Source organism: Pseudomonas sp. Irchel s3a12, assembly GCF_900187485.1.
GTDB classification, from domain to species: Bacteria; Pseudomonadota; Gammaproteobacteria; order Pseudomonadales; family Pseudomonadaceae; genus Aquipseudomonas; species Aquipseudomonas neuropathica.
This window is the reverse complement of record NZ_FYDN01000005.1, coordinates 81,053-104,004: the sequence shown is the minus strand read 5'-3', so window position 1 is coordinate 104,004 and position 22,952 is coordinate 81,053. Positions and strand designations below refer to the sequence as shown.

Sequence of the window (22,952 nt, the reverse complement as noted above, 5' to 3'; positions counted from 1 at the left end):
CGAGGGCTGCGCCCTCGATTCGCGAGCAGACTCGCTCCCACAATTGATCAAGTATCCACTGGAGGAACCGGATCTACTGTGGGAGCGAGCCTGCTCGCAAAGAGGCCAGCACATACAGCCCGGAAACGTCGCGCTTACTCGTCGTTGCTGCTACCCCGAAACTTGAACAAATCCCGCCGCTGCTTCTTGCTCGGCTTGCCGTCGGTACTCACACCCAACGCCCCCGCCTTGCGCATTGCCGCAGCCGCTTCACGTTTGGCAATACTCGCCTCGGTCTCCGCGTACAACGTCTGCGCCTCCGGTGCGCCGCGCCGCACAATCGACAACGCCTCGACCTTCACCGTACGCACCTCGAACCCAGTACGAATCTCGAACTCATCGCCGATGCGCGGCTCTTTGCCAGGCTTGCAGCGCTCACCGCGACAATGCACCTTGCCGCTTTCGATCGCCGCTTTGGCCAAGGCACGGGTTTTGTAAAAACGCGCGGCCCATAGCCACTTGTCGAGACGAACCTTGTCGTCCTCTTCGCTTTTTTGCGCCATTTGAATTCCTCGTTCAGCCAGTAGTCGAAACTGTACTACCGTTTCTGTCGGGCGCAACAACTCGGCCCTCCAGATAGACTGTGATCTTGGCCGGTGCACCGGCATGGGGGTGCTCAAGTGACTAAATTTCCCTCTTCATTGACTTCGACTCACACCGGTTGCCAGGGCTGCCAACACAGTGAACCGCTGGGCTTCGATTTTGCCTTTGCCTACCAACCTATCGTGGATCTGCGCGACCAGTCGGTTTTCGCCCACGAAGCGCTGGTTCGCGGTGTGAACGGTGAAGGCGCATTCACCGTGTTGAATCAGGTTACGGAAGAAAACCGCTACCGTTTCGACCAGCTCTGCCGAACCCGCGCCATCGAAGGCGCGGCCAATCTTAATATGCAGACACACTTGTCGATCAACTTCATGCCCAACGCCGTCTATCGTCCAGAGCTGTGTATTCGCAGTACGCTCGAGGCGGCCAAAAAACACCGTTTTCCTCTCGACCGGCTGATTTTTGAAACCCTGGAAAGCGAGCACGTAGATAACTATCGCCATTTGACCAATATTCTGCGTGAATACCGCGAATTCGGCTTCAAGACCGCCATCGATGATTTCGGTGCCGGTTATTCGGGGCTCAATCTGCTGGCTGATTTCCAACCGGACCTGATCAAACTCGACATGGCGCTGATCCGCGATGTCGATCAAGACCGTGTTCGTCAGGCGATCGTTCGGGGGATTGTCACAATCTGTGCGGAGTTGGACGTTACAGTCATTGCCGAAGGCATTGAGAGCGCCGGTGAACGGGATTTCCTGGCCGACTGTGGAATATTTCTGATGCAGGGCTACTGGTTCGCCAAACCTGCATTCAAAGCGTTGGCCCGGGTTTCACCTGAGGCCTGGACGCGTTAATCGTTGGTTTTTTCTATTGAAGACATTTGACCATTTGACCGTTGTCGGTCTGCGCGAGTGGGTGGCGCTCCCTGATCTGGGAGTCGCAGGCCTGCGAGCGAAAATCGACACCGGCGCCAGCACCTCCAGCCTGCATGCCACCGACATCGAGCCGTTCGAACGCGACGGCCAGAAATGGGTACGTTTCACCGCGCACCTGGGCACGGTGGTGCAGTTGCGTCACCGCCGCTGCGAAGCGCCACTGGTGACGCGCAAAACCATCAAAAGCTCCAACGGCCATGCCCAGGAGCGCTATGTGATTAGCACCACTCTGGCCCTGGGTGATCGGGTCTGGCCGATCGAGTTCACCCTCGCCTGCCGCAAGTCCATGCGCTATCGCCTGTTGCTCGGCTCCAAAGCCCTGATCGATGGCCAGTTGGTGGTCAATCCGGGCATCAAATATGTACAAGACAAGCCGGTGTTCCCGGTATCTACCTCCTCCACAGGTGTTGCATGAAGATCGCTGTGCTGTCGCGGAACCCGCGTCTGTATTCCACCCGCCGTCTGGTCGAAGCCGGAACCGAGCGCGGGCATGAAATGGTAGTGATCGACACCTTGCGCGCCTACATGAACATCGCCAGCCACAAGCCGCAGATCCACTATCGCGGCAAACCGCTGGAAGGTTTCGACGCGGTGATTCCGCGGATCGGTGCGTCGGTGACGTTTTATGGCTGCGCGGTGTTGCGTCAGTTCGAAATGATGGGGGTATTCCCGCTCAACGAATCGGTGGCCATCGCCCGTTCGCGGGACAAGTTGCGTTCGCTGCAACTGCTGTCGCGGCGCGGCATCGGCCTGCCGGTGACGGGTTTTGCTCACTCGCCGGATGACATTCCCGATTTGATCGACATGGTCAACGGCGCGCCGCTGGTAATCAAGGTTCTGGAGGGCACGCAGGGCATCGGCGTGGTGTTATGCGAAACCGCGACCGCCGCCGAATCGGTGATCGAGGCGTTCATGGGCCTGAAGCAAAACATCATGGTTCAGGAGTACATCAAGGAAGCGGGCGGTGCGGATATTCGGTGCTTCGTGGTCGGTGACAAAGTCATCGCAGCGATGAAGCGTCAGGCCAAGCCGGGCGAGTTCCGCTCCAACCTGCATCGTGGCGGCAGCGCCAGCCTGATCAAGATCACCCCGGAAGAGCGCATGACCGCGTTGCGCGCAGCCAAGGTCATGGGCCTGGCGGTGGCGGGTGTGGATATCCTGCGTTCCAATCACGGGCCGCTGGTTATGGAAGTGAACTCGTCGCCGGGGCTGGAAGGGATCGAGACCACTACCGGCAAGAATGTGGCGGGGATCATCATTGAGCATCTTGAGAAGAATGGCGGGCCGAATATGACCCGCACCAAAGGCAAGGGCTAAAGCGAAGAGCTAGAGCTAAGAGCAAGAGCCCCTCATCGGAACGCCGCCCGCCTAACCCTCTCCCGAAGGGAGAGGGGACTGATTGGGGGATATTGGAGAACTACGCCGACTTGAACGAGTACCGCTGAATCCATAATCGACCTGATTTTGCAGGTCGATGTATGACGCAAGACACCTCGGTCGGCTCCCTCTCCCTCTGGGAGAGGGCTGGGGTGAGGGGCTTTTGATCTACACAGCGTCCCTAGGCAACATTAGCCCCAACGGCAACCTCACCCGCGCTTCCAGTCCACCCCCGGACCGATTACGCAATTCAACATTGCCGCCATGCATCGAAGCAATCCGCTTCACAATCGCCAACCCCAAGCCGGTGCCCTTACCGCCCCGGGCACGATCGCCTCGCGTAAACGGGTTGAAAATCGCTTCAAGTTCCGAAGGATCAATCCCCGCGCCGCGGTCCATCACGCTCAGCACCACATAAGGCGCATTGACGTCACCGGACACATAAGCCGCGACTTCCACGCTACCGCCGGCATGGTTCAAGGCGTTGCCGATCAGGTTATTGAGCAAGCGCTTCATCGAGACCCGACGCAGCGGGAACGGCTGAATCGGCTCCAGACGCAAACGCACTTTCTCTTCATTCTGGTTGTATGGCGCCGCCACCTCGCGCACCAGATCAGTCAGATCCACCTCTTCCACCGACTCGTCGCGACCATCACGAATAAACGCGAGGAACTGGTCGAGAATCGCGTCCATGTCTTCGATGTCGCGCACCATGTCGTCGGTCAGGTCGTTGCGGTCGCCCATCAACTCCAGCGACAGGCGCAAGCGGGTCAACGGTGTGCGCAGATCATGGGATACGCCGGCCAGCATCAATTCACGCTCGCGACCGGCCTGTTCGACGTCTTCCGCCATCTGGTTGAAAGCGCGATAGACCTCGGTCATCTCGCTCGGTGTATCGCTGATCGGCAGCCGCACGCTACGGCCCTGACCAAGCTGCCGGGCGGCATACACCAGACGTTTCAACGGCTGGTTGAGCTGACTGACGAAAATCCATGCAGAGGCTGTCGAGAGCAAGCCGATGGCGAGGAACCAGCCGAGCACGTTCCAGATTTTCTGGCCACGCAACGGGTGCGGATACAACGGCACCTTCAACCAGCCATCACCGAGGCTCGGCGCGCGCACCCACAACGCTGGCGGCGAGTGCATGCGCAAGCGCACTTCGGTGTCGGCGCCCAGCTCCGCCTGCATTTGTCGCTGATAGATTTCGCTGTACGGCCAGTGCTGTTCGCCTTCCGGCACACCGGCGCCGACCACCCGGATCAGGGTCGCCGCATCAGCAATCTTTGCGCGGTTTTCTTCATCCGCAGCCCAATAGGCACGCAGCGTCAGGGCGACGCCATGGCTGTATTGGCGATCCACCAGCACGTCCTCGTTCATCAACAGATAAACCAGGGTCAGCGCCTTGGAAAACAGCACGACGATGAGCACCAGCCAAAGGGTGCGGGAGAAAAAACTTTGGGGGAACCAGACAGGGGTTTTCATCTATAACCGCTACACACTTGCAGGAGCGAGCAATGCTCGCATATTGCGGATTGCGAGTCTGCGGGCATGGCCGTTCGACCAAAACCTGCAGACCCGCTCCTACAAATCACCGATCACTTGGTGGCGGCACCATCCGGTACGAACACGTAGCCCACGCCCCAGACAGTCTGGATATAGCGCGGCTTCGACGGATCAGGCTCGATCATGCGACGCAGACGGGAAATCTGCACATCGATGGAACGCTCGAGGGCATCCCACTCGCGGCCACGGGCCAGGTTCATCAGTTTGTCACGGGTCAGTGGCTGACGCGCGTTCATTACCAAAGCCTTGAGTACCGCAAACTCACCGGTGGTGAGCATGTGCACTTCTTCGCCGCGCTTCAATTCTCGAGTGGCCAGCGACAAGACGTAATCACCGAAGGTGACGTTTTCGTCTTCGCTGCCCGGCGCGCCCGGTACCGGTGCGGCCTGACGACGCAGGACAGCTTTGACACGGGCCATCAGCTCATCCGGGTTGAACGGCTTGGCCAGATAGTCGTCGGCGCCCAGTTCCAGGCCTTTGATGCGGCTCATCTCATCGCCCTTGGCGGTGAGCATGATGATCGGAATCTGATTGTTCGCGGCCCGCAGACGGCGGCACGCGGTCAGACCGTCTTCGCCAGGCAACATCAGGTCGAGGACCACCAGATTGAAAACTTCACGCGACAGCAGACGATCCATCTGCTCGGTGTTCGGTACGGTGCGGGCACGGTAGCCCTTGCTGACGAAAAAACGTTCCAGCAGGCTGCTTAAGCCCGGATCGTCGTCAACGATGAGAATTTTTTCGCCTTCAGCAGTTTGTGCAGTGCTGCTCATTGGATGCTCCTTTTAGCTCGGCGCGCATTATGGCGTAGCTGCCGTTATACGCACCGTGTGCATTGTTAGCAGATTTTTCCTTCACTGCCAGAAAACCGGGGTTTATGCCTACAGACTGCGACGCCCCCGAATGACAGAACGCTGGTTATAATGCGCGGCGTTTTGTGCCAGGCAACGTCTGAATCGTTACCGCAGGTGGCAGGCTTTTTTTCCTGCCGCGCGCAGTAATTGTTCGATTTCACGGGTCAATGGGCTGCCTTTTGACCCAGGCAGCGGCAATTTTCTAGCCGCTCAACCAGACTCCGGGCCTTTATTTCCGTGCCTGCGAGCCTGATTTCACAATATGTCAGGTGGTTTTATGGACAGCATCAACAGCCGCATTGCCGAGGAACTCGGCGTACGCCCACAACAGGTCGAAGCGGCCGTCGCGCTACTCGATGAAGGCTCTACCGTTCCCTTCATCGCCCGTTACCGGAAAGAAGTCACCGGCAGCCTCGATGACACCCAGTTGCGTCATCTGGAAGAGCGCCTGCGCTACCTGCGAGAACTCGACGAACGGCGCATCAGCATCCTCGCCAGCATCGAAGAGCAAGGCAAACTCACCCCTGCCCTTGAGCGCGACATCAAACTTGCTGACACCAAGACTCGCCTCGAAGACTTGTACCTGCCGTACAAGCAGAAGCGCCGTACCAAGGGCCAGATCGCCCTGGAAGCCGGCCTCGGCGACTTGGCCGATGGCCTGTTCAACGACCCGAACCTGACCCCGGAAACCGAAGCCGCACGCTTCGTCGATGCCGAAAAAGGCGTGGCCGACGTGAAGGCTGCGCTCGAAGGCGCCAAATATATCCTCATGGAACGCTTCGCAGAAGACGCCAGCCTGCTGGAGAAACTGCGTAACTACCTGAAACAGGAAGCGACCCTCAGTGCCCGCGTCATCGCTGGCAAGGAAGAGGAAGGCGCCAAGTTCCGCGATTACTTCGAACACGACGAACCGCTGAAAAGCATGCCGTCGCACCGCGCGCTCGCCATTTTCCGTGGACGCAACGAAGGCATCCTCAGCTCCGCGCTGAAAGTCGGCGACGAACTGCCGGGCACCATGCACCCGTGCGAAGGCATGATCGGCCAGCAATTTGGCATCCAGAACCAGAACCGCCCGGCCGACAAGTGGCTCGGTGAAGTGGTGCGCTGGACCTGGAAGGTCAAGCTCTACACCCACCTGGAAACCGACCTGCTCGGCGAGCTGCGTGACGGCGCCGAAACCGAAGCGATCAACGTCTTCGCCCACAACCTGCACGACTTGCTGCTGGCCGCCCCGGCCGGCCCGCGTGCAACACTGGGTCTCGACCCGGGCCTGCGTACCGGCTGCAAGGTCGCCGTGGTCGACTCGACCGGCAAACTGCTTGATCACGCCACGGTTTACCCGCACGTGCCGCACAACAAATGGGATCAGACCATCGCCATTCTGGCCGCCCTGTGCGCCAAGCATTCGGTTGATCTGATCGCCATCGGCAACGGCACCGCCAGCCGCGAGACCGACAAACTGGCGATCGAGCTGATCAAAAAATATCCAGCGATGAAGATGACCAAAGTCATGGTCTCCGAAGCCGGTGCATCGGTGTACTCGGCGTCGGAACTGGCGGCCAAGGAATTCCCGGATCTGGATGTGTCGATCCGCGGCGCGGTGTCCATCGCCCGTCGTCTGCAGGATCCACTGGCTGAGCTGGTGAAAATCGATCCGAAATCCATCGGTGTCGGCCAGTATCAGCACGACGTTTCGCAGTTGAAACTGGCGCGCGGCCTGGACGCTGTGGTCGAGGACTGCGTGAACGCCGTCGGCGTTGACGTGAACACCGCTTCGGTGGCGCTGCTGGCGCGGATCTCCGGCCTCAACGCGACGCTGGCGCAAAACATCGTCACGCACCGCGACGAACACGGTGCGTTCAAAACCCGCGCAGCGCTGAAGAAAGTCGCGCGTCTGGGCGAAAAAACCTTCGAACAGGCGGCCGGTTTCTTACGCGTGATGAACGGCGACAACCCGCTGGATTCGTCGGCCGTTCACCCGGAAGCCTACCCGCTAGTGCAGCGCATTGCCGCTGAAACCGACCGCGACATTCGCTCGCTGATCGGCGATGCCGGGTTCCTCAAGCGTCTGGATCCGAAGAAATTCACCGACGAGACGTTCGGTCTGCCAACCGTCACCGACATCCTGCAAGAGCTGGAAAAACCGGGCCGCGACCCGCGTCCGGAGTTCAAGACTGCCGAGTTCCAGGAAGGCGTTGAAGACCTCAAAGACCTGCAATTGGGGATGATCCTCGAAGGCGTTGTCACCAACGTGACCGCATTCGGTGCCTTCGTCGACATCGGCGTGCATCAGGACGGTCTGGTGCACATCTCGGCGCTGTCGGAGAAGTTCATCAAGGACCCGCGTGAAGCGGTGAAGGCCGGCGATGTGGTGAAAGTGAAGGTCATGGAAGTCGACATTCCGCGCAAACGCGTCGGTCTGTCGATGCGCATGGGCGACACCCCGGGCGAGAAGATCGACGGCGCCCGTGGCTCGCGTCCAGGCTCGGCGCAACGCCAGCCTTCGAACAACGCACCGCGCAAGGAAACCGCCACCGCAGCGCCAGTGAACAACGCGATGGCCTCGCTGTTCGCCAACGCCAAGCAGTTGAAGAAACGCTGATGGAGATTCCGGCCGGGCTCGTCGAGAGCGCGTTTTTCAAGCTGTTGGGCTGCCGCCTGCACAGCCTGGAAACCGGGGTGGCGCAAGTCGCCCTGGTGCTGGAACCGGAACTGCGCAATCGCGGCGGCAAATTGCACGGTGGCGCGCTGTTCAGTCTGGTCGATATCGCCATGGGGCTGGCCTGTTCCAGCACTCATGGCTTCGATCAGCAGAGCGCGACCATCGAATGCAAGATCAACTATATCCGCGCCGTTTCCGACGGTGAGGTCATGTGCACGGCGCGGGTGATTCACCCGGGCCGACGTACTTTGGTGGTCGAAGCCGACGTGATGCAGGGCGACAAACTGGTCGCAAAAGCGCAAGGCACGTTCGCTGTCCTGTAGCTACCGGTCATCATTTTGAGTTAATTTCGGCGCAACGAATCCTGTAGGAGCTGCCGCTGGCTGCGATCTTTTGATTTTGTTTTTCAATAGCAAGATCAAAAGATCGCAGCCTGCGGCAGCTCCTACAGGTATGTGTGCGGCTGACCGGCTAGAAAAACCAGGCGAAAACGCCAGTTTCAACTTCACCCTTGTAGACCGTCTTGCCCACCCCCATATTGGGGCGACTGACGCGTGAAGGAATCCAAATTGAGCGAACTTCTCAACCGCCGCCTGGCTCTGCTCGGCGAGCGCGCTAACCTCTCTCTGCTCGAGCAGTGCCTGCACGGTATCGAACGTGAATGCCTGCGCGTGACCAGCGAAGGTCGCCTGGCGCAAACGCCGCACCCCGAAGCCTTGGGTTCCGCGCTGACCAACGAACAAATCACCACCGACTACTCCGAGTCGCTGCTGGAATTCATCACGCCCGCTCTGCCGGATCCGGCCGACACGTTGGCGAGCCTGGACAAGATTCACCGCTTTGCCTACAGCAAGCTCGGCAACGAGTACCTGTGGAGTCCATCGATGCCGTGCCCGTTGCCGGCCGAGGAAGACATCCCGATCGCCTACTACGGCACCTCCAACATCGGTCAGCTCAAGTACGTCTACCGCAAGGGCCTGGCCCTGCGGTACGGCAAGACCATGCAGTGCATCGCCGGGATTCACTACAATTTCTCCCTGCCGGAAAAGCTCTGGCCACTGCTGCGCGAAACCGAAGGTTTTGTCGGCACCGATCGCGATTACCAGTCGTTTTCCTACATCGCACTGATCCGTAATTTCCGTCGTTACAGCTGGCTGCTGATGTACCTGTTCGGTGCTTCGCCAGCGCTGGACGCCGGTTTCCTGCGTGGCCGTTCGCATCAGTTGGAACAGCTCGATCCAGACACGCTGTATCTGCCGTACGCGACCAGCCTGCGCATGAGCGACCTTGGTTACCAGAGCAACGCCCAGGCCGGTCTGACGCCTTGCTACAACGATCTGGCGAGCTACACCGACAGCCTGCGCAAAGCCGTGGCCACGCCGTACGCGCCGTACGTTGAAGTCGGCACGCACCAGGATGGTGAGTGGGTGCAGCTCAACACCAACATCCTGCAGATCGAAAACGAGTACTACTCCAACATCCGCCCGAAACGCGTGACCTATACCGGCGAGCGGCCGATTCAGGCGCTGGTGGCCCGTGGCATTCAGTACGTTGAAGTGCGTTGCCTGGACATCAACCCGTTCCTGCCGATGGGCATCGACCTCACCGAGTCGCGCTTCCTCGACGCGTTCCTGCTGTACTGCGCGCTGAACGACAGCCCGTTGCTGACCAACACCTCGTGCGGCAATGCGACGTCGAACTTCCTCAGCGTGGTCAAGGAAGGTCGTCGTCCAGGCCTGCAATTGCAGCGTGACGGTGAACCGGTCGAGATGAAGACCTGGGCGGCAGAACTGCTGGAGCAAATCGCCCCGCTGGCGGCGCTGCTGGATCAGAGCCATGGCGGCGATGCGCACAGCAAGGCGCTGGATGCGCAACTGGCCAAGGTCAGCGATCCGTCCCTTACACCATCCGCGCAAGTGTTGGCGGCGATGGCGGAGCACAAGGAAAGCTTTGCGCAGTTTTCGCTACGTCAGAGCCAGGTCCATGCCGAGTTTTTCCGTAGCGAGCCTTTGGCGGCGGATGAGCAGGCGAAGTTTGAGGAGCTGGCGCGTACTTCTCTGGCAGCGCAGGCTGAGCTGGAGCAGAACGAAGTCGGTGATTTCGACGTATTCGTCGGGTCGTATCAGGCGAGTATTTTGGCGATCAGCAACTGAAGAGCCCCTCCCCCTAACCCTCTCCCGGAGGGAGAGGGGACTGACCGGGTTGTTGGTGCGAAGTACGCTGACGTGAAATACCGAGCCGAACTCAGGCCTTGAAAAGCACAAAGATCGGCTCCCTTTCCCCCTCGCCCCCCTGGGGGAGAGGGCTGGGGTGAGGGGGCAAAGATCTAACGTCGAACGCAAGATCCGAAATATCCACAATTCTGATCGTTCCCACGCTCCGCGTGGTAACGCCTCAAGGGACGCTCTGCGTCCAGGTGACGCGGAGCGTCACCGGCTGCATTCCCACGCAGAGCGTGGGAACGATCTACCCCCCCAATCCCACCAAGCCTTAGATTTTTCCGCTCATAAGCTCATTCTAAAAAGTTATTTATTTACTGATTCTTAGATCATTTAGTCTCCTTTCACGCCGACGCTCGGTCGCCTGATATGGAGCTGTTCAATGAAACTGAATTTCCCGCTTCGCCTGCTGGCCGCGGCCTCTCTGGCTGCCGCGAGTTTTCTGGCCCAGGCCGCCGACCTTACCGTCGCCTACCAAACCACCGTTGACCCGGCGAAAGTCGCCCAGGCCGACGGCGCCTACGAAAAAGCCACCAAAGCCGACATCGCCTGGCGCAAGTTCGACAACGGCGCCGACATCATCGCTGCCATCGCCTCCGGTGACGTGCAGATCGGCTACCTCGGTTCGAGCCCGCTGACCGCCGCGATCACGCGCAAAGTCCCGGTCGAAACCTTCCTAATCGCCACCCAGATCGGCGCCGCCGAAGCACTGGTCGCTCGCGACGGTTCCGGGATCAAGACCCCGCAAGACCTGATCGGCAAAAAAATCGCCGTGCCGTTCGTATCCACCGGTCACTACAGCCTGCTCGCGGCGCTGAAGCACTGGAACATTGATCCGTCGAAAGTCACCGTGCTCAACCTCGCCCCGCCAGCGATCATTGCCGCGTGGAAACGCGGTGACATCGACGCCACCTACGTGTGGGATCCGGCACTCGGTGTCGCCAAGGAAAACGGCAAAGTGCTGATCACCTCCGGCGAACTGGCCAAGTTTGGCGCGCCGACGTTCGATGCGTGGATCGTGCGCAAAGACTTCGCCGAGAAGCACCCGGAAATCGTCACCGCGTTCGCCAAGGTCACCCTCGACGCCTACGCCGACTACCGCAAAGACCCGAAAGCCTGGCTCGCCAATCAGTCCAACGTCGACAAACTGGTGAAACTCTCCGGCGCCAAGGCCAGCGACATTCCGCTGCTGCTGCAAGGCAACGTCTACCCGCTGGCGGCTGATCAAGTCGTCACCCTAGGCGCGCCGACCACCAAAGCCATCACCGACACCGCCGCGTTCCTCAAGGAGCAGGGCAAGGTCGAAGCGGTTCTGCCGGACTACGCGCCGTACGTCAGCGCCAAATACATCACCAACTGACCGGGAGTTAACTGCGATGGCCTTGCTACAGCTGGAGCGCATCAGCGCACAGTACCCGGGCAGCCCGACACCGGTGCTGGCGGATATTTCTCTGACCCTGGGGCCTCAGCAATTGCTGGTGGCCCTCGGCCCGTCCGGCAGTGGCAAGACTTCGCTGTTGAACCTGATTGCCGGTTTCGTCGAGCCGAGCGCCGGGCGCATCACCCTCGACGGTGTGCCGGTCAAAGGCCCGAGCGCCGAACGTGGCGTGGTGTTCCAGGACGACGCTTTGCTGCCTTGGCAGGACGTGTTGGCCAACGTTGCATTCGGTCTGGAGCTGGCCGGTATCGCCAAGGACAAGCGCGAAAAAATCGCCCGTGAAATGCTCGCGCTGGTTGATCTCTCAGGGTTCGAAAGTCGCCGCATCTGGCAACTCTCCGGTGGCCAGAAGCAACGTGTCGGCCTCGCCCGCGCGCTCGCCGCTGATCCGCGCGTGTTGCTGATGGACGAGCCTTTCGGTGCCCTCGACGCGTTCACTCGCGAACAGATGCAGGAGCTGTTGCTGCAAGTCTGGCAGCGCACGGCCAAACCGGTTTTCCTGATTACCCACGACATTGAAGAAGCGGTGTTCCTCGCCACTGACCTGATTCTGCTCGCGCCGAATCCGGGGCAGATCGTTGAGCGTCTGCACCTGGATTTCGGTCAGCGTTACGCCACTGGCGAGTCCGCCCGTGCGATCAAATCCGATCCGCGTTTTATCGAAACCCGTGAACACGTGCTGAGCAAAGTGTTCTCGCAACGCAGCGCCGCACAACGGCAGGAGCGCGCATGAGCAGTTACGACGTTTCCTCGGCGGCGGTAAAACCCGCGAAACCATCCGTGGCGATTCCCGTACGCCGCAGCCTCAGCACGCGCTGGATCAGCCTGCTGACGCTGTTCGCGTTGTTGGCAATCTGGTGGGCCGTAACAGCCACTGGATTGATAGAGCCGCTGTTCCTGCCGCCACCGTCCGCCGTGCTGCAAAAAGGCTGGTTGCTGGCGACTACTGGTTACATGGATTCGACGTTGTGGCAGCACTTGGGCGCCAGCCTGAGCCGCATCGGTCTGGGCCTCGGTTTTGCGATCCTGACCGCCGTGCCGGTGGGCATTGCCATCGGGGCCAATCGCATCGCCCGTGGCGTGCTCGATCCGCTGATCGAGTTCTACCGCCCTATCCCACCGCTGGCCTATTTGCCGCTGATCGTGATCTGGTGCGGCATCGGCGAGTTGTCGAAAGTGCTGCTGATCTATCTGGCGATTTTCGCGCCGATTGCCATTGCCACCGCGACCGGTGTGCGCACGGTTGATCCGGCGAAATTGCGTGCTGCGCAGTCGCTGGGCGCGACGCGTTTGCAGCTGATTCGTCATGTAATTTTGCCGAGCGCGTTACCGGATATTTTGACTGGCGTGCGCATTGGTCTGGGGGTTGGTTGGTCGACGTTGGTCGCCGCTGAATTAATCGCAGCCACCAGTGGCTTGGGCTTCATGGTGCAGTCGGCCGCGCAATTCCTGGTCACCGATGTGGTGGTGCTGGGGATTCTGGTTATCGCCCTGATCGCCTTCGCCATGGAAATGGGCCTGCGCGCCCTGCAACGCAAACTGGTGCCGTGGCACGGCCAGGCCCACTAAATCGCCTTGTGAAACTTCCCCTGTGGGAGCGAGCCTGCTCGCGAAAGCGTCGGATCAGTCACTGCACTGTCGCCTGACACTCCGCATTCGCGAGCAGGCTCGCTCCCACAAAAGCATGACACTCCGAATTCGAAGAGAAAGACCATGAGCAGCCTCAACATCACCCCATTAAGCTCGGCCCTCGGCGCGCAGATCAGCGGCGTCGACATCAGTCAGCCGCTGAGCCTGGAACACCGCGACGCCATCGAACAAGCGCTGCTCAAGTATCAAGTGTTGTTCTTCCGCAACCAGCCAATCGAACCGCCACAACAAGCGCGTTTCGCCGCGTACTTCGGTGATCTGCACATTCACCCGATCTACCCGAACGTGCCGGAACAACCGGAAGTGTTGATCCTCGACACCGCCGTCACCGACGTGCGTGACAACGCGATCTGGCACACCGACGTGACCTTCCTGCCGACGCCGGCGATGGGCGCGGTGCTCAGCGCCAAGTTGCTGCCGGAGTTCGGTGGCGACACGCTGTGGGCCAGCGGGATTGCTGCGTACGAAGCGCTGTCGGCGTCAATGAAAGCCTTGCTCGAAGGGCTGACCGCGACCCACGATTTCACTCGCTCGTTTCCACTGGAGCGCTATGGCAATACGCCTGAAGCGTTGGCGCAGTGGGAAGAGGCACGGCGCAAGAATCCACCGCTGTCGCACCCGGTGATCCGTACGCATCCGGTCAGCGGACGGCGTTCGTTGTTCGTCAATGAAGGCTTCACGTCGAAGATCAATGAGCTGTCGGAAACCGAGAGCGAGGCGATTCTGAAGTTTCTGTTCGCCCATGCGACGCGGCCGGAATTCACCATTCGCTGGCGTTGGCAGCAGGACGACATTGCGTTCTGGGATAACCGCGTGACTCAGCATTACGCGGTGGATGATTATCGGCCGGCGCGGCGGGTGATGCAGCGGGCGACGGTGTTGGGGGATGTGCCGTTTTTTCGTTGAGCCGTTTTAACAGCCAAAAGCCCCTCACCCTAACCCTCTCCCGGAGGGAGAGGGAACTGAAAGGGGGGATGTTTTAGAGGTACGCCGACCTGATATTGCTTTGCTGAATCCATAGTCGACTCGGTTTTTCAGGTCGATGTATGGCTACAGACACCTCGGTCGGCCCCCTCTCCCTCTGGGCGGTCCGACGTTTCGGGAGGGCTGGGGTGAGGGTGACTCACTCCGCCGTCGAAGGCTTCTCCCAAAGATTGATCCCGCCCTCTTGGGCAAACCGGTCAATCTCCGCCAGCTCCTCAGCACTGAAGCTCAAATTCTTCAACGCCCCGACGTTCTCGATAATCTGCTCCGGCCGGCTCGCACCAATCAGCGCCGAGGTCACCCGTGAATCCCGCAACGTCCACGCCAGTGCCAGTTGCGCCAGACTCTGACCACGACGCTTGGCAATTTCATTCAACGCCCGCACATGAGCGATGTTGGCCTCGGACAGATGCGAAGCCTGCAACGAACCACCGCCCGGACGATTGACCCGCGCATCCGCCGGCACGCCGTTGAGGTATTTGTCGGTGAGCAGACCTTGCGCCAGTGGAGTGAAAGCAATCACGCCAGTACCGAGTTCATCGGTGGTATCCAGCAGATCCTTTTCCACCCAACGATTGAGCAGGTTGTACGCTGGTTGATGAATCAGCAGCGGCACTTTCCACTCGTTCAACAGCGCCGCCATTTCACGGGTTTTCACCCCGGAATACGACGAGATACCGATGTACAACGCCTTGCCCTGTTGCACGGCAGTGGCGAGGGCGCTGGCGGTTTCTTCCAGCGGGGTATCCGGGTCGAAACGGTGCGAATAGAAGATATCCACATAGTCCAGACCGAGGCGCTGCAGGCTCTGGTCGAGACTGGCCAGCACATATTTGCGCGAGCCGCCGCCCTGGCCGTAAGGGCCGGGCCACATGTCCCAACCGGCCTTGCTGGAGATGATCAGCTCATCACGATACTGCTTGAAATCTTCGCGCAGCAGGCGGCCGAAATTGATCTCGGCGCTGCCGTACGGCGGGCCATAGTTGTTGGCCAGGTCGAAGTGGTTGATCCCCAAGTCGAACGCGGTGCGCAGTAAGGCACGCTGGGTGTCGATCGGCGTGCTGTCGCCGAAGTTGTGCCACAGGCCCAGCGACAGCGCCGGCAGCACCAGACCGCTGCGGCCGACGCGGCGGTAAGGGATGGAGTCATAGCGGTTTTCGGCAGCGGTGTAAGTCATCGAATCCTCTCTTGTCTGTCTTGAAATGGGTGTCGACTTCATCGCTAGCAGGCTAGCTCCCACATTGGAATGCATTTCCCTGTGGGAGCGAGCTTGCTCGCGAAGGGTGTTACACAAATCGATTGCCGGGTCGGGCCAGACCCAGGTTCTGGCGCAACGTCCGGCCTTCATACTCGGTTCTGAACAGCCCGCGCCGTTGCAGTTCCGGGACCACGCCATTGGCGAAGTCCTCGAGCCCGCCGGGCAAGTGCGGCACCAGCACATTGAAACCGTCCGCCGCGCCCTGTTCGAACCATTCCTGCAAGCGATCAGCGATCTGCTCCGGCGTACCGACCAGGCTGTAATGCCCGCGCCCGCCCGCAATCTTGCGCCCCAGATCGGCAAGGCTCAGGTTCTCGCGCCCCGCCAGCTCAGTGAGCAATTTCTGCCGGCTCTGCTGACCGCTTTCCGTCAGCGGCAACTCCGGCAACGGCCCGTCCAGCGGGTACTTCGACAAATCGAAGTTACCCAGCATACGCCCAAGCAAGGCAACGCCAACCTCGGGTTCGACTAATTGCTGAAACGTTTCACATTTTTCCTGTGCTTCGGCTTCGGTGCCGCCGACCACGACAAAAAACCCGGGCATGACTTTCAGCGAATCGGCGCTGCGACCGTACTTGGGCAAACGTGCTTTGAGGTCGGCGTAGAACGCCTGAGCGTTGGCCAGAGAGGTCTGCGCGGTGAACACCACCTCAGCGGTCTGCGCCGCCAATTCACGCCCAGTCTCGGAAGAACCGGCCTGAACAATCACCGGGTGCCCTTGCGGCGAACGCGCGAGGTTCAGCGGGCCTTTGACCCGGAAGTGCTCACCTGCGTGATCCAGCACATGCAATTTCGCAGGGTTGTAATACTCGCCACTGGCCTTATCGCGAATGAAGGCATCGTCCTCCCAACTGTCCCAAAGTCCGGTCACGACCTGATGAAATTCACGAGCGCGGCTGTAGCGCTCGGCGTGACCGATATGTTCGTCTCGCCCGAAGTTCAGCGCTTCGGCAGCATTGTCCGACGTCACCAGATTCCACCCCGCACGCCCACCGGAAAGGTGATCGAGCGAAGCGAATTTGCGCGCCACATGATACGGCTCGTTGTAACTGGTGGTCGCCGTGGCGATCAGGCCGATGCGCTCGGTCACCGCACTCAGGGCAGAGAGCAACGTCAGCGGCTCAAAGTGATCGGAACGCGCAATGCGGCTGGCGATGTCCTGAGTTGGCGCGGCGACGCTGTCGGCGACAAACAACGCATCGAATTTTGCCGCCTCGGCAATCTGCGCCAGACGTTTGTAATGGGCGAAATCCAGACCCGCATTCGCCGGCACATCCGGATGACGCCACGCCGCCACGTGGTGCCCGGTGGCCATGAGGAATGCGCCGAGTTTCAACTGTCTGCTCATCTCAGAAATCCTTGCGCAGTTGCACGCCGAAGTAGCGCTCGTCATCCCGTGGCACAGCGCGATAGATGTAATTGCCGCCGCTGGCAAGCAACGGCGAATAGGATTTGTCGGTGAGGTTCTTGCCGAGCAACGCGATGCGCCAGCCGTTGCTGTAGTCGGCGAGCGCGACACTGGCGTTCCACAGACCGTAGGCGCCCTGCTTGGTGTCGACGTTCTGGCTGATGTCGTACTGCACTTCGCTCTGCCAGCTGTAGTCGGTGCCGAGTTCGATATCCAGACCGTTATCCAGCGGGATGCTGTAGTCGGCGCGCACGTAGCTTTTCCAGTCCGGACTGAACGGCAGCGGTTTGCCGTTGACGTTGCACGACGCCGCTGCGCCTGCCGGGCAGGCGAATTCGTCGATGCGCGCGCGGGTGTAGGCGAGTGCGCCGGACAGCTTCAATTGCTGGGTCGCCTGCAAGGCGTAATCGAGTTCGACACCTTCGGTGCTGACACTGCCAGCGTTGATCAGGCGCGTCACCACTTGCCCGGCGACGGTGTCGAAGAAGTTCGCCTGATAGTTGTCGTACTCGCTGTGGAATATCGCGAGGTTGGTGGTCAGGCGATTGTTCCAGCTCGTCGCTTTGATCCCCGCTTCCCAGGTGTTGGAGGTTTCCGGTTTGAGCGCCTCGGTGTCGCGCGGCTGCATGTTGAAGAACACGTTGTAGGCCGGGCCTTTGTAGCCGCGCGAGTAGGTCAGGTAAGTAGTGACGGTATCGCTGAGGTCGTACTGCACGCCGAGGCGACCGGACCAGCCATCTTCGTCCACCGAACCGGAACTGCTGGTGGCCGGTTGAATGCCGCTGACCGTGGTCGCCGAAGTGGAAACGCGGCGGTGATCGTATTCGAGATCATCGTGGGTGTAGCGCAGGCCGGCGATGCCGCGAAAGTCCGAGGTGAAGTTCAGCGTGCTCTCGCCAAACACGGCGTAACTGTCGCTGGTGGTGCTGTAATCAGCGACGCCGCGATCGGTGCGTGTGGTCGTTGTCAGCGTGCGTTGATAGGTCTCGTCGTCCTTGCCGTGCATGTAGAACAGGCCACCGACGTATTCGAGAAATTCGCCCTTCGGCGAAGCCAGGCGCAGCTCCTGCGAGTATTGATCGAAGGCCAGATCGCCCTTGTCCGCGGTCCCGGGAAACGCTGCGGTCACTGTGCCGAGCCGGTCGCCATCCTGATACTGCGTATTGTCCCAACCGCGCCACGCGGTGATCGACGTCAGGGTGTAATCGCCCAGTTGCCAGTCGAGCTGGCCGGACAGACCTTTGTTGGTGTCCTCAACGTGTGAGCGGGTGTCGGTGTTGATGTCGCGGTTGTGGCTGCTTGCATTGACCGGACTCAGCGCGTTGGCGAAGGCCGGGGTCAGCGACTTGCTGACCACGCCGTTTGGACCGTCGTCGTGGGACTGCATGTAGTCGGCGATCAAGGTGAAGGTGACGTCGTCATTCGGGGTGAATTCGAGTTTGCCGCGCACGCCACGATGGTTGTAACCGTTGACCTCCTGGCCGCTGTGCTGGTTGTCGACGTTGCCATCGTAGGTGCCGAACAGCGTGCTGATCGAGCCTTTCAACGCGTCCGGAATCAGGCTGCCGCCAATGCCGAATCGGGTGCGGCTTTCGTTGCCGCTGTAATACGACTGATCGATGTAACCGTGGGTCTCGGCGGTTGGCGCCTTGCTGGTGATGTTGAGTACACCGGCCGAGGCGTTCTTGCCGAACAGCGTACCTTGCGGGCCGCGCAGCACTTCGACGCGCTCCAGATCCAGCAAGTCGAGAGTGGATTGGCCGGGACGCGCGTAGACCACACCATCGATTACCGTCGCCACGGTCGGCTCGACGCCCGGCGAGGTGGAAATCGTACCGACGCCGCGCACGAACAACGAGGTGTCCTTATTCGATGCGCCGGTGCGGAAATTCAGCGACGGCACTTGCTGCACGATACTCGCCACGCCGTTGCGGTTGTCGCGCTCAAGTTGTTCGCCGTCGATCACCGAGACCGCGACCGGCACTTTTTGCAGCGATTCTTCGCGGCGCGTGGCGGTGACGGTCACGGATTTGAGTGTCGGCTCCTGATCACTGCTCTCGGTAGCGAATGCGTTGGGCAACGGCAGCGCCGCCAACCCCGTAAATAACCAACCAGCGGCGCGGATCGATTGCGCCAGTTTGTTTGTCGCCCCAGGAATGTTGTGCATGTTTGCCCGCTCGAAATTGGCCCTTAACCGCTGCCGTTCTGCGACGACAGCGCCTGAATCGGTGTCTTGGGCATTCGCTCGAGCGAGTAGCAGACAGCGCGCTTTGTTAGCGCTACCATCGACAGTATTGGCAAGCCGCACATAGAGCGTCCAATACTGAAAAATTACTTTTATATGCGATTTGGTTTTTAAGAAGGATCGAACCTTGAGCGAAGAAAAACCCCGCAAACGCCGTGGCGCCGGACGTGTAACGCTGAATGCCGTGGCGCGTGAGGCCGGGGTTTCGGCGATCACCGTGTCACGCTATTTCAACCAGCCTGAGCAGGTTTCGCCCGAGCGTCGCGAGCGGATTGCGGCGGTGGTGGCCGAGTTGGGTTACGTGCCGAATCTGGTGGCCGGCGGGCTGGCCTCGGCGCGGGGGAAAATCGTCGGCATGGTGATCCCGAATATCTCCGGGCCGATCTTCGCCAATACCATTCAAGGCTTCAGCGATACGCTCAGTCGTTATGGCTATCAGCTGTTGCTGGCGTCGAGTTACTTCAGCACTGAACAAGAAGAAAACGCCGTGCGTGCGTTTCTCGGCTGGTCGCCGGCGGCGCTGGTGCTGACCAGTCACTTTCACAGTGCGGGCACGGAAAAGATGATCGCCGAGGCGGATGTTCCGGTGATCGAGACGTGGGATTACCAGCCGGCGCGTGAGCCGATGCAGATCGGTTTTTCGCATTTCGAGGTGGGCGTGACAGCCGCCAGATATCTGCTGGAAAAAGGCTACCAACGTATCGCCTTCGTGCAGAACAGTGCGCCGGGGGACTTCAGCGCCCTGGAACGCCGCGATGGTTACGCGGCGACCTTGCGTAAATCCGGCCTGGATCCTTGGGTCTACGCCCCTGACGCTGATCGTGCGCCATTCGAGGCCGGCAAACAGGCGATGGATGCGCTGATGAATGCCTCACCGCGCCCCGACGCAATCATTTTCGCCAACGACAACCTCGCCGCCGGCGGCCTGCTCGCCGGGCAACGCGCCGGTTTCAAAATCCCCGAAGACTGTGCCGTTCTTGGCTTCGGCGATTACCCGTTCGCCGAGATGCTTTTGCCGAGCCTGAGCACGATCAAACCACCGGCGCTGGAGATCGGCGTACTGGCCGCAACACGCGTATTGGAAAGTCTTGGCGTGTTGCCGAGCGACGAGGTGCAACGGCTGAACCTGCTGCAATGCCAGGTCATTGAGCGCGAAAGCACCTGATGAATATGGTAGGGGCTGGATTGGCTATGCTCTAAAGAACACCGAGGTGGCCCTATCGCGAGCAGGCTCGCTCCCACAGGGATTTCCTGTGTACGTAAAATTTATGTCCAGCCGAGATCCATTGTGGGAGCGAGCCTGCTCGCGAAAGCGATTATTCAGGCAATGCACCTTCACCAGACAGAACCCGCCATGCACACTGCCATCATCATTTTCTTCGGCCTGGTCCTGCTCGCTCTGATGCTCTACATCGGCGAGCGCATCGGCTTCAGCCGCCAGACCATGGCCTACGGCTTCGCCGCCCTGTGGCTGGCATTGACGATGATTAATGGCGCCGTGGGAGTGGTGCATGCGGGCCAGCCGCTAGGTTCGGAAATTGCGATTGGCAGTGCGGTGTTCGGCATACCGATGGCGGCGATGGTGTTGTTCATGGTGCTAAGCGCCGAGTCCTGAACGGACCCGACGCTCAGGCGCCGATCAACGGACCAAGTGCAGGAACTGCATGTGCCGTTCGTACTGGTCGAGGATGTCGTTGATGATCTGCTCTTTGGTGTAGCCGACCAGATCGTAGTCCTGACTGCCCTCGCTCAAATGCACTTCGGCGCGGTAATAGCGACGATTGTTGAGCTGCTTCGAGCCCATCCCGCCACGCGCGAACGACGGCGTGAAGTAGCCGCGCATCTGCACCTGATAGATGAACGGATGCGCATCACCATGGCCGATTTCGAGGCTGACGCTGTCATTCGCCGGATCCGGCTGGGTGACCACGTTGAGGCCTTTTTCAACGAACACCGCCGTCACTTCTTCAATTGCCGGGCGTACCGTGGTGTCCATGAAGCGGTACACCTCGTCACGCGACGGGAAGTGCACCGCCTGACTCAGCCGCTGACGCCAGCCGCCCGTACCGCGCCGTGAACCGGAGACCGGTGCCAGCGAGTGCAACTGCGCGATCTGCTTCTGCGACTCCAGATAGAACGCCTTGTGCAAGCCCCACATCATCAACAGCAGGATCAACGAGAACGGCAACGAGGTCAGCACTACCGCTGATTTCAGCGCATCGATACTGCCGGAGAACAGCAACGCACTGGTGATCAGCGCCGTCATCGCGCCCCAGAACACTCGCAGCCATTTCGGCCCGTCTTCGTCTGGGTTGCCACCCTTGGCCGACAGGGTCGAGAGCACCACGGTGCCGGAGTCGGCAGACGTCACGAAGAACACGAAGCTGATAAACACCGTCACGGCGATGACGGTTTTGCTCCACGGGTAGGTTTCCAGCAGCAGGTAAATGCTCATCGACGGATTGTCGATGGCCGACATGCCCAGCGCGCTCATGCCGTGGTTGAGCACTTGATCCAGCGCGCTGTTGCCGAAAATCGACATCCACGCGAGGGTAAAACCGAGCGGAATCAGCAGCACGCCGAAAACGAATTCACGGATGGTCCGGCCACGGGAAATCCGGGCGATGAACAGGCCCACGAACGGCGACCATGCAATCCACCAGGCCCAGTAAAACACTGTCCAGCCGCCGAGCCAGTCGCTCGGTTTGTCGTAGGCGTAGAGGTCGAAACTCTTCATCGGCAAGGCGCCGAGGTAGTCGCCAAGATTCTGGATCAAGGTGTTGAGCAGGTGCTGGGTAGGCCCGGCGAACAACACGAACAGCAGCAGCGCACAGGCCAGCAGCATGTTGATGTCGGACATCACACGCACGCCTTTATCGACGCCGGAGACGGCAACGATGATCGCCGCGCCCATCATCAGCGTGATCAGACCGACTTGAATCCACTGGGTGTGAGCGATGCCGAACAGGTAGTCGAGACCGGAGTTGAGGTGCAGCACACCAAAACCCATGTCGGCGCCCAGACCGAACACCGTGGCGATGATGCCGAAGCCGTCCACTGCGTAACCAATCGGGCCGTTGATGCGTTTGCCAATCAGCGGATACAGCGCCGAGCGCAGCGCCAGCGGCAGGTTGTGGCGGTAGGCGAAGTAGGCCAGCGCCATGCCGACGAAGGCAAACACGCCCCAGCCATGCAGGCCCCAGTGCAGAAACAGAATCTGCATCGCCTGACGTGCCGCATCCGCGGTGCCCGCCTCGCCTTGCGGCGGCTGGAGCATATGGGTCAGCGGTTCAGAGACGCAGAAGAAGAACAGCGTGATGCTGATCCCGGCGGCGAACAGCATGCCGGCCCAGGACAAGTAACTGAATTCGGGCTCGTCGTGGTCGGCACCGAGTTTTATCTTGCCGTAGCCGGATAAGGCGGTGACCACCACGAAGACCAGATACAGGGTCATCGCGAGCATGTAGTACCAGCCGACCGTATTGGCCGCCCAGTTTTGCGCTTCCAGCAGCCAGGCGCCTGCCTGCTCCGGCATGGCGATGACAACGAGACCAAACAGCAGAATGACCGTCGCGGCGAAGTAGAACACCGGCGGATTCATGCGTACCAGACCGCTGGCGGGGGTAGACGATGCACTCATGAAACGTGCACCTCGAGGGGTTGAAACGTGGCTGAAATGATCGGACTCAGCAAAGGCAAGCCTCCTGTTGTGAGCGGGCAGCGAACCACCGGTTTAACTTGAATGAACGTTCAAGTTAAACATGGATAGGGTGG

General features: G+C 60.1%; 19 protein-coding genes. 12 read left to right on the top strand and 7 right to left on the bottom strand.

The window, feature by feature from the left end:
• Positions 1-134: 134 nt before the first annotated feature.
• Complete coding sequence (locus tag CKW14_RS10305; RefSeq protein ID WP_007917939.1) at positions 135-542, bottom strand: RNA-binding S4 domain-containing protein; 408 nt, start codon at positions 540-542, stop codon at positions 135-137.
• Between the two features lie 117 nt (positions 543-659).
• Between CKW14_RS10305 and CKW14_RS10300 the strand changes: the two genes are divergently transcribed.
• The 3 genes from CKW14_RS10300 to rimK are packed head-to-tail and all read left to right on the top strand — an operon-like array spanning position 660 to position 2,837.
• Positions 660-1,439, top strand: a complete 780-nt coding sequence (locus CKW14_RS10300) for an EAL domain-containing protein (RefSeq protein WP_095047105.1) — start codon at positions 660-662, stop codon at positions 1,437-1,439.
• A gap of 49 nt (positions 1,440-1,488) precedes the next feature.
• Complete coding sequence (locus CKW14_RS10295) at positions 1,489-1,935, top strand: ATP-dependent zinc protease (protein ID WP_176471280.1); 447 nt, start codon at positions 1,489-1,491, stop codon at positions 1,933-1,935.
• A complete protein-coding gene (gene rimK / locus CKW14_RS10290) occupies positions 1,932-2,837 on the top strand; it encodes a 30S ribosomal protein S6--L-glutamate ligase (protein ID WP_007949201.1) in 906 nt (301 codons plus the stop codon). The genes CKW14_RS10295 and rimK overlap by 4 nt, the downstream gene beginning before the upstream one ends.
• Before the next feature lie 228 nt (positions 2,838-3,065).
• On the opposite strand, the gene CKW14_RS10285 is transcribed toward rimK, so the two are convergent.
• Positions 3,066-4,379, bottom strand: a complete 1,314-nt coding sequence (locus CKW14_RS10285; RefSeq protein ID WP_095047103.1) for an ATP-binding protein — start codon at positions 4,377-4,379, stop codon at positions 3,066-3,068.
• Positions 4,380-4,492: 113 nt separating this feature from the next.
• Positions 4,493-5,233: a two-component system response regulator OmpR gene (gene ompR, locus CKW14_RS10280; RefSeq protein WP_095047102.1), complete on the bottom strand. Its 741-nt coding sequence runs from the start codon at positions 5,231-5,233 to the stop codon at positions 4,493-4,495.
• A 358-nt stretch (positions 5,234-5,591) separates the two neighbouring features.
• Between ompR and CKW14_RS10275 the strand changes: the two genes are divergently transcribed.
• The 7 genes from CKW14_RS10275 (at position 5,592) to tauD (ending at position 14,189) form a co-directional block, all read left to right on the top strand.
• Positions 5,592-7,916, top strand: a complete 2,325-nt coding sequence (locus tag CKW14_RS10275) for a Tex family protein (RefSeq protein WP_095047101.1) — start codon at positions 5,592-5,594, stop codon at positions 7,914-7,916.
• Positions 7,916-8,299 (top strand): PaaI family thioesterase, encoded by a 384-nt coding sequence (locus CKW14_RS10270; protein ID WP_053116527.1) that lies wholly within the window; start codon positions 7,916-7,918, stop codon positions 8,297-8,299. The genes CKW14_RS10275 and CKW14_RS10270 overlap by 1 nt, the downstream gene beginning before the upstream one ends.
• A 246-nt stretch (positions 8,300-8,545) precedes the next feature.
• Positions 8,546-10,129 carry a glutamate--cysteine ligase gene (gene gshA, locus CKW14_RS10265; protein ID WP_095125276.1) on the top strand — a complete coding sequence of 528 codons (1,584 nt, stop codon included), beginning with the start codon at positions 8,546-8,548 and terminating at the stop codon, positions 10,127-10,129.
• A 448-nt stretch (positions 10,130-10,577) separates the two neighbouring features.
• Positions 10,578-11,555, top strand: a complete 978-nt coding sequence (gene tauA, locus CKW14_RS10260) for a taurine ABC transporter substrate-binding protein (RefSeq protein WP_095125275.1) — start codon at positions 10,578-10,580, stop codon at positions 11,553-11,555.
• 16 nt (positions 11,556-11,571) lie between these two features.
• Positions 11,572-12,366: a taurine ABC transporter ATP-binding subunit gene (tauB, locus tag CKW14_RS10255; RefSeq protein WP_095125274.1), complete on the top strand. Its 795-nt coding sequence runs from the start codon at positions 11,572-11,574 to the stop codon at positions 12,364-12,366.
• On the top strand, positions 12,363-13,202 hold the full coding sequence (gene tauC / locus CKW14_RS10250) for a taurine ABC transporter permease TauC (protein WP_095047097.1): 840 nt from the start codon (positions 12,363-12,365) through the stop codon (positions 13,200-13,202). The genes tauB and tauC overlap by 4 nt, the downstream gene beginning before the upstream one ends.
• Before the next feature lie 144 nt (positions 13,203-13,346).
• Positions 13,347-14,189: a taurine dioxygenase gene (gene tauD / locus CKW14_RS10245; protein WP_095125273.1), complete on the top strand. Its 843-nt coding sequence runs from the start codon at positions 13,347-13,349 to the stop codon at positions 14,187-14,189.
• 217 nt (positions 14,190-14,406) lie between these two features.
• Here tauD and mgrA read toward each other — a convergent pair whose 3' ends face one another.
• From mgrA to CKW14_RS10230, 3 genes are all read right to left on the bottom strand, one after another.
• Positions 14,407-15,444 carry an L-glyceraldehyde 3-phosphate reductase gene (mgrA, locus tag CKW14_RS10240; protein WP_095125272.1) on the bottom strand — a complete coding sequence of 346 codons (1,038 nt, stop codon included), beginning with the start codon at positions 15,442-15,444 and terminating at the stop codon, positions 14,407-14,409.
• A 109-nt stretch (positions 15,445-15,553) separates the two neighbouring features.
• A complete protein-coding gene (locus CKW14_RS10235) occupies positions 15,554-16,873 on the bottom strand; it encodes an LLM class flavin-dependent oxidoreductase (RefSeq protein ID WP_095125271.1) in 1,320 nt (439 codons plus the stop codon).
• Position 16,874: 1 nt separating this feature from the next.
• A complete protein-coding gene (locus tag CKW14_RS10230; protein WP_095125270.1) occupies positions 16,875-19,100 on the bottom strand; it encodes a TonB-dependent receptor in 2,226 nt (741 codons plus the stop codon).
• Between the two features lie 205 nt (positions 19,101-19,305).
• Between CKW14_RS10230 and CKW14_RS10225 the strand changes: the two genes are divergently transcribed.
• Together CKW14_RS10225 and CKW14_RS10220 are read left to right on the top strand one after the other, a co-directional pair.
• Positions 19,306-20,343: a LacI family DNA-binding transcriptional regulator gene (locus CKW14_RS10225; RefSeq protein ID WP_095047092.1), complete on the top strand. Its 1,038-nt coding sequence runs from the start codon at positions 19,306-19,308 to the stop codon at positions 20,341-20,343.
• 189 nt (positions 20,344-20,532) lie between these two features.
• A complete protein-coding gene (locus CKW14_RS10220; protein WP_095125269.1) occupies positions 20,533-20,793 on the top strand; it encodes a hypothetical protein in 261 nt (86 codons plus the stop codon).
• Between the two features lie 24 nt (positions 20,794-20,817).
• Here CKW14_RS10220 and betT read toward each other — a convergent pair whose 3' ends face one another.
• On the bottom strand, positions 20,818-22,779 hold the full coding sequence (gene betT, locus CKW14_RS10215) for a choline transporter BetT (protein ID WP_163030199.1): 1,962 nt from the start codon (positions 22,777-22,779) through the stop codon (positions 20,818-20,820).
• Positions 22,780-22,952 lie beyond the last annotated feature (173 nt).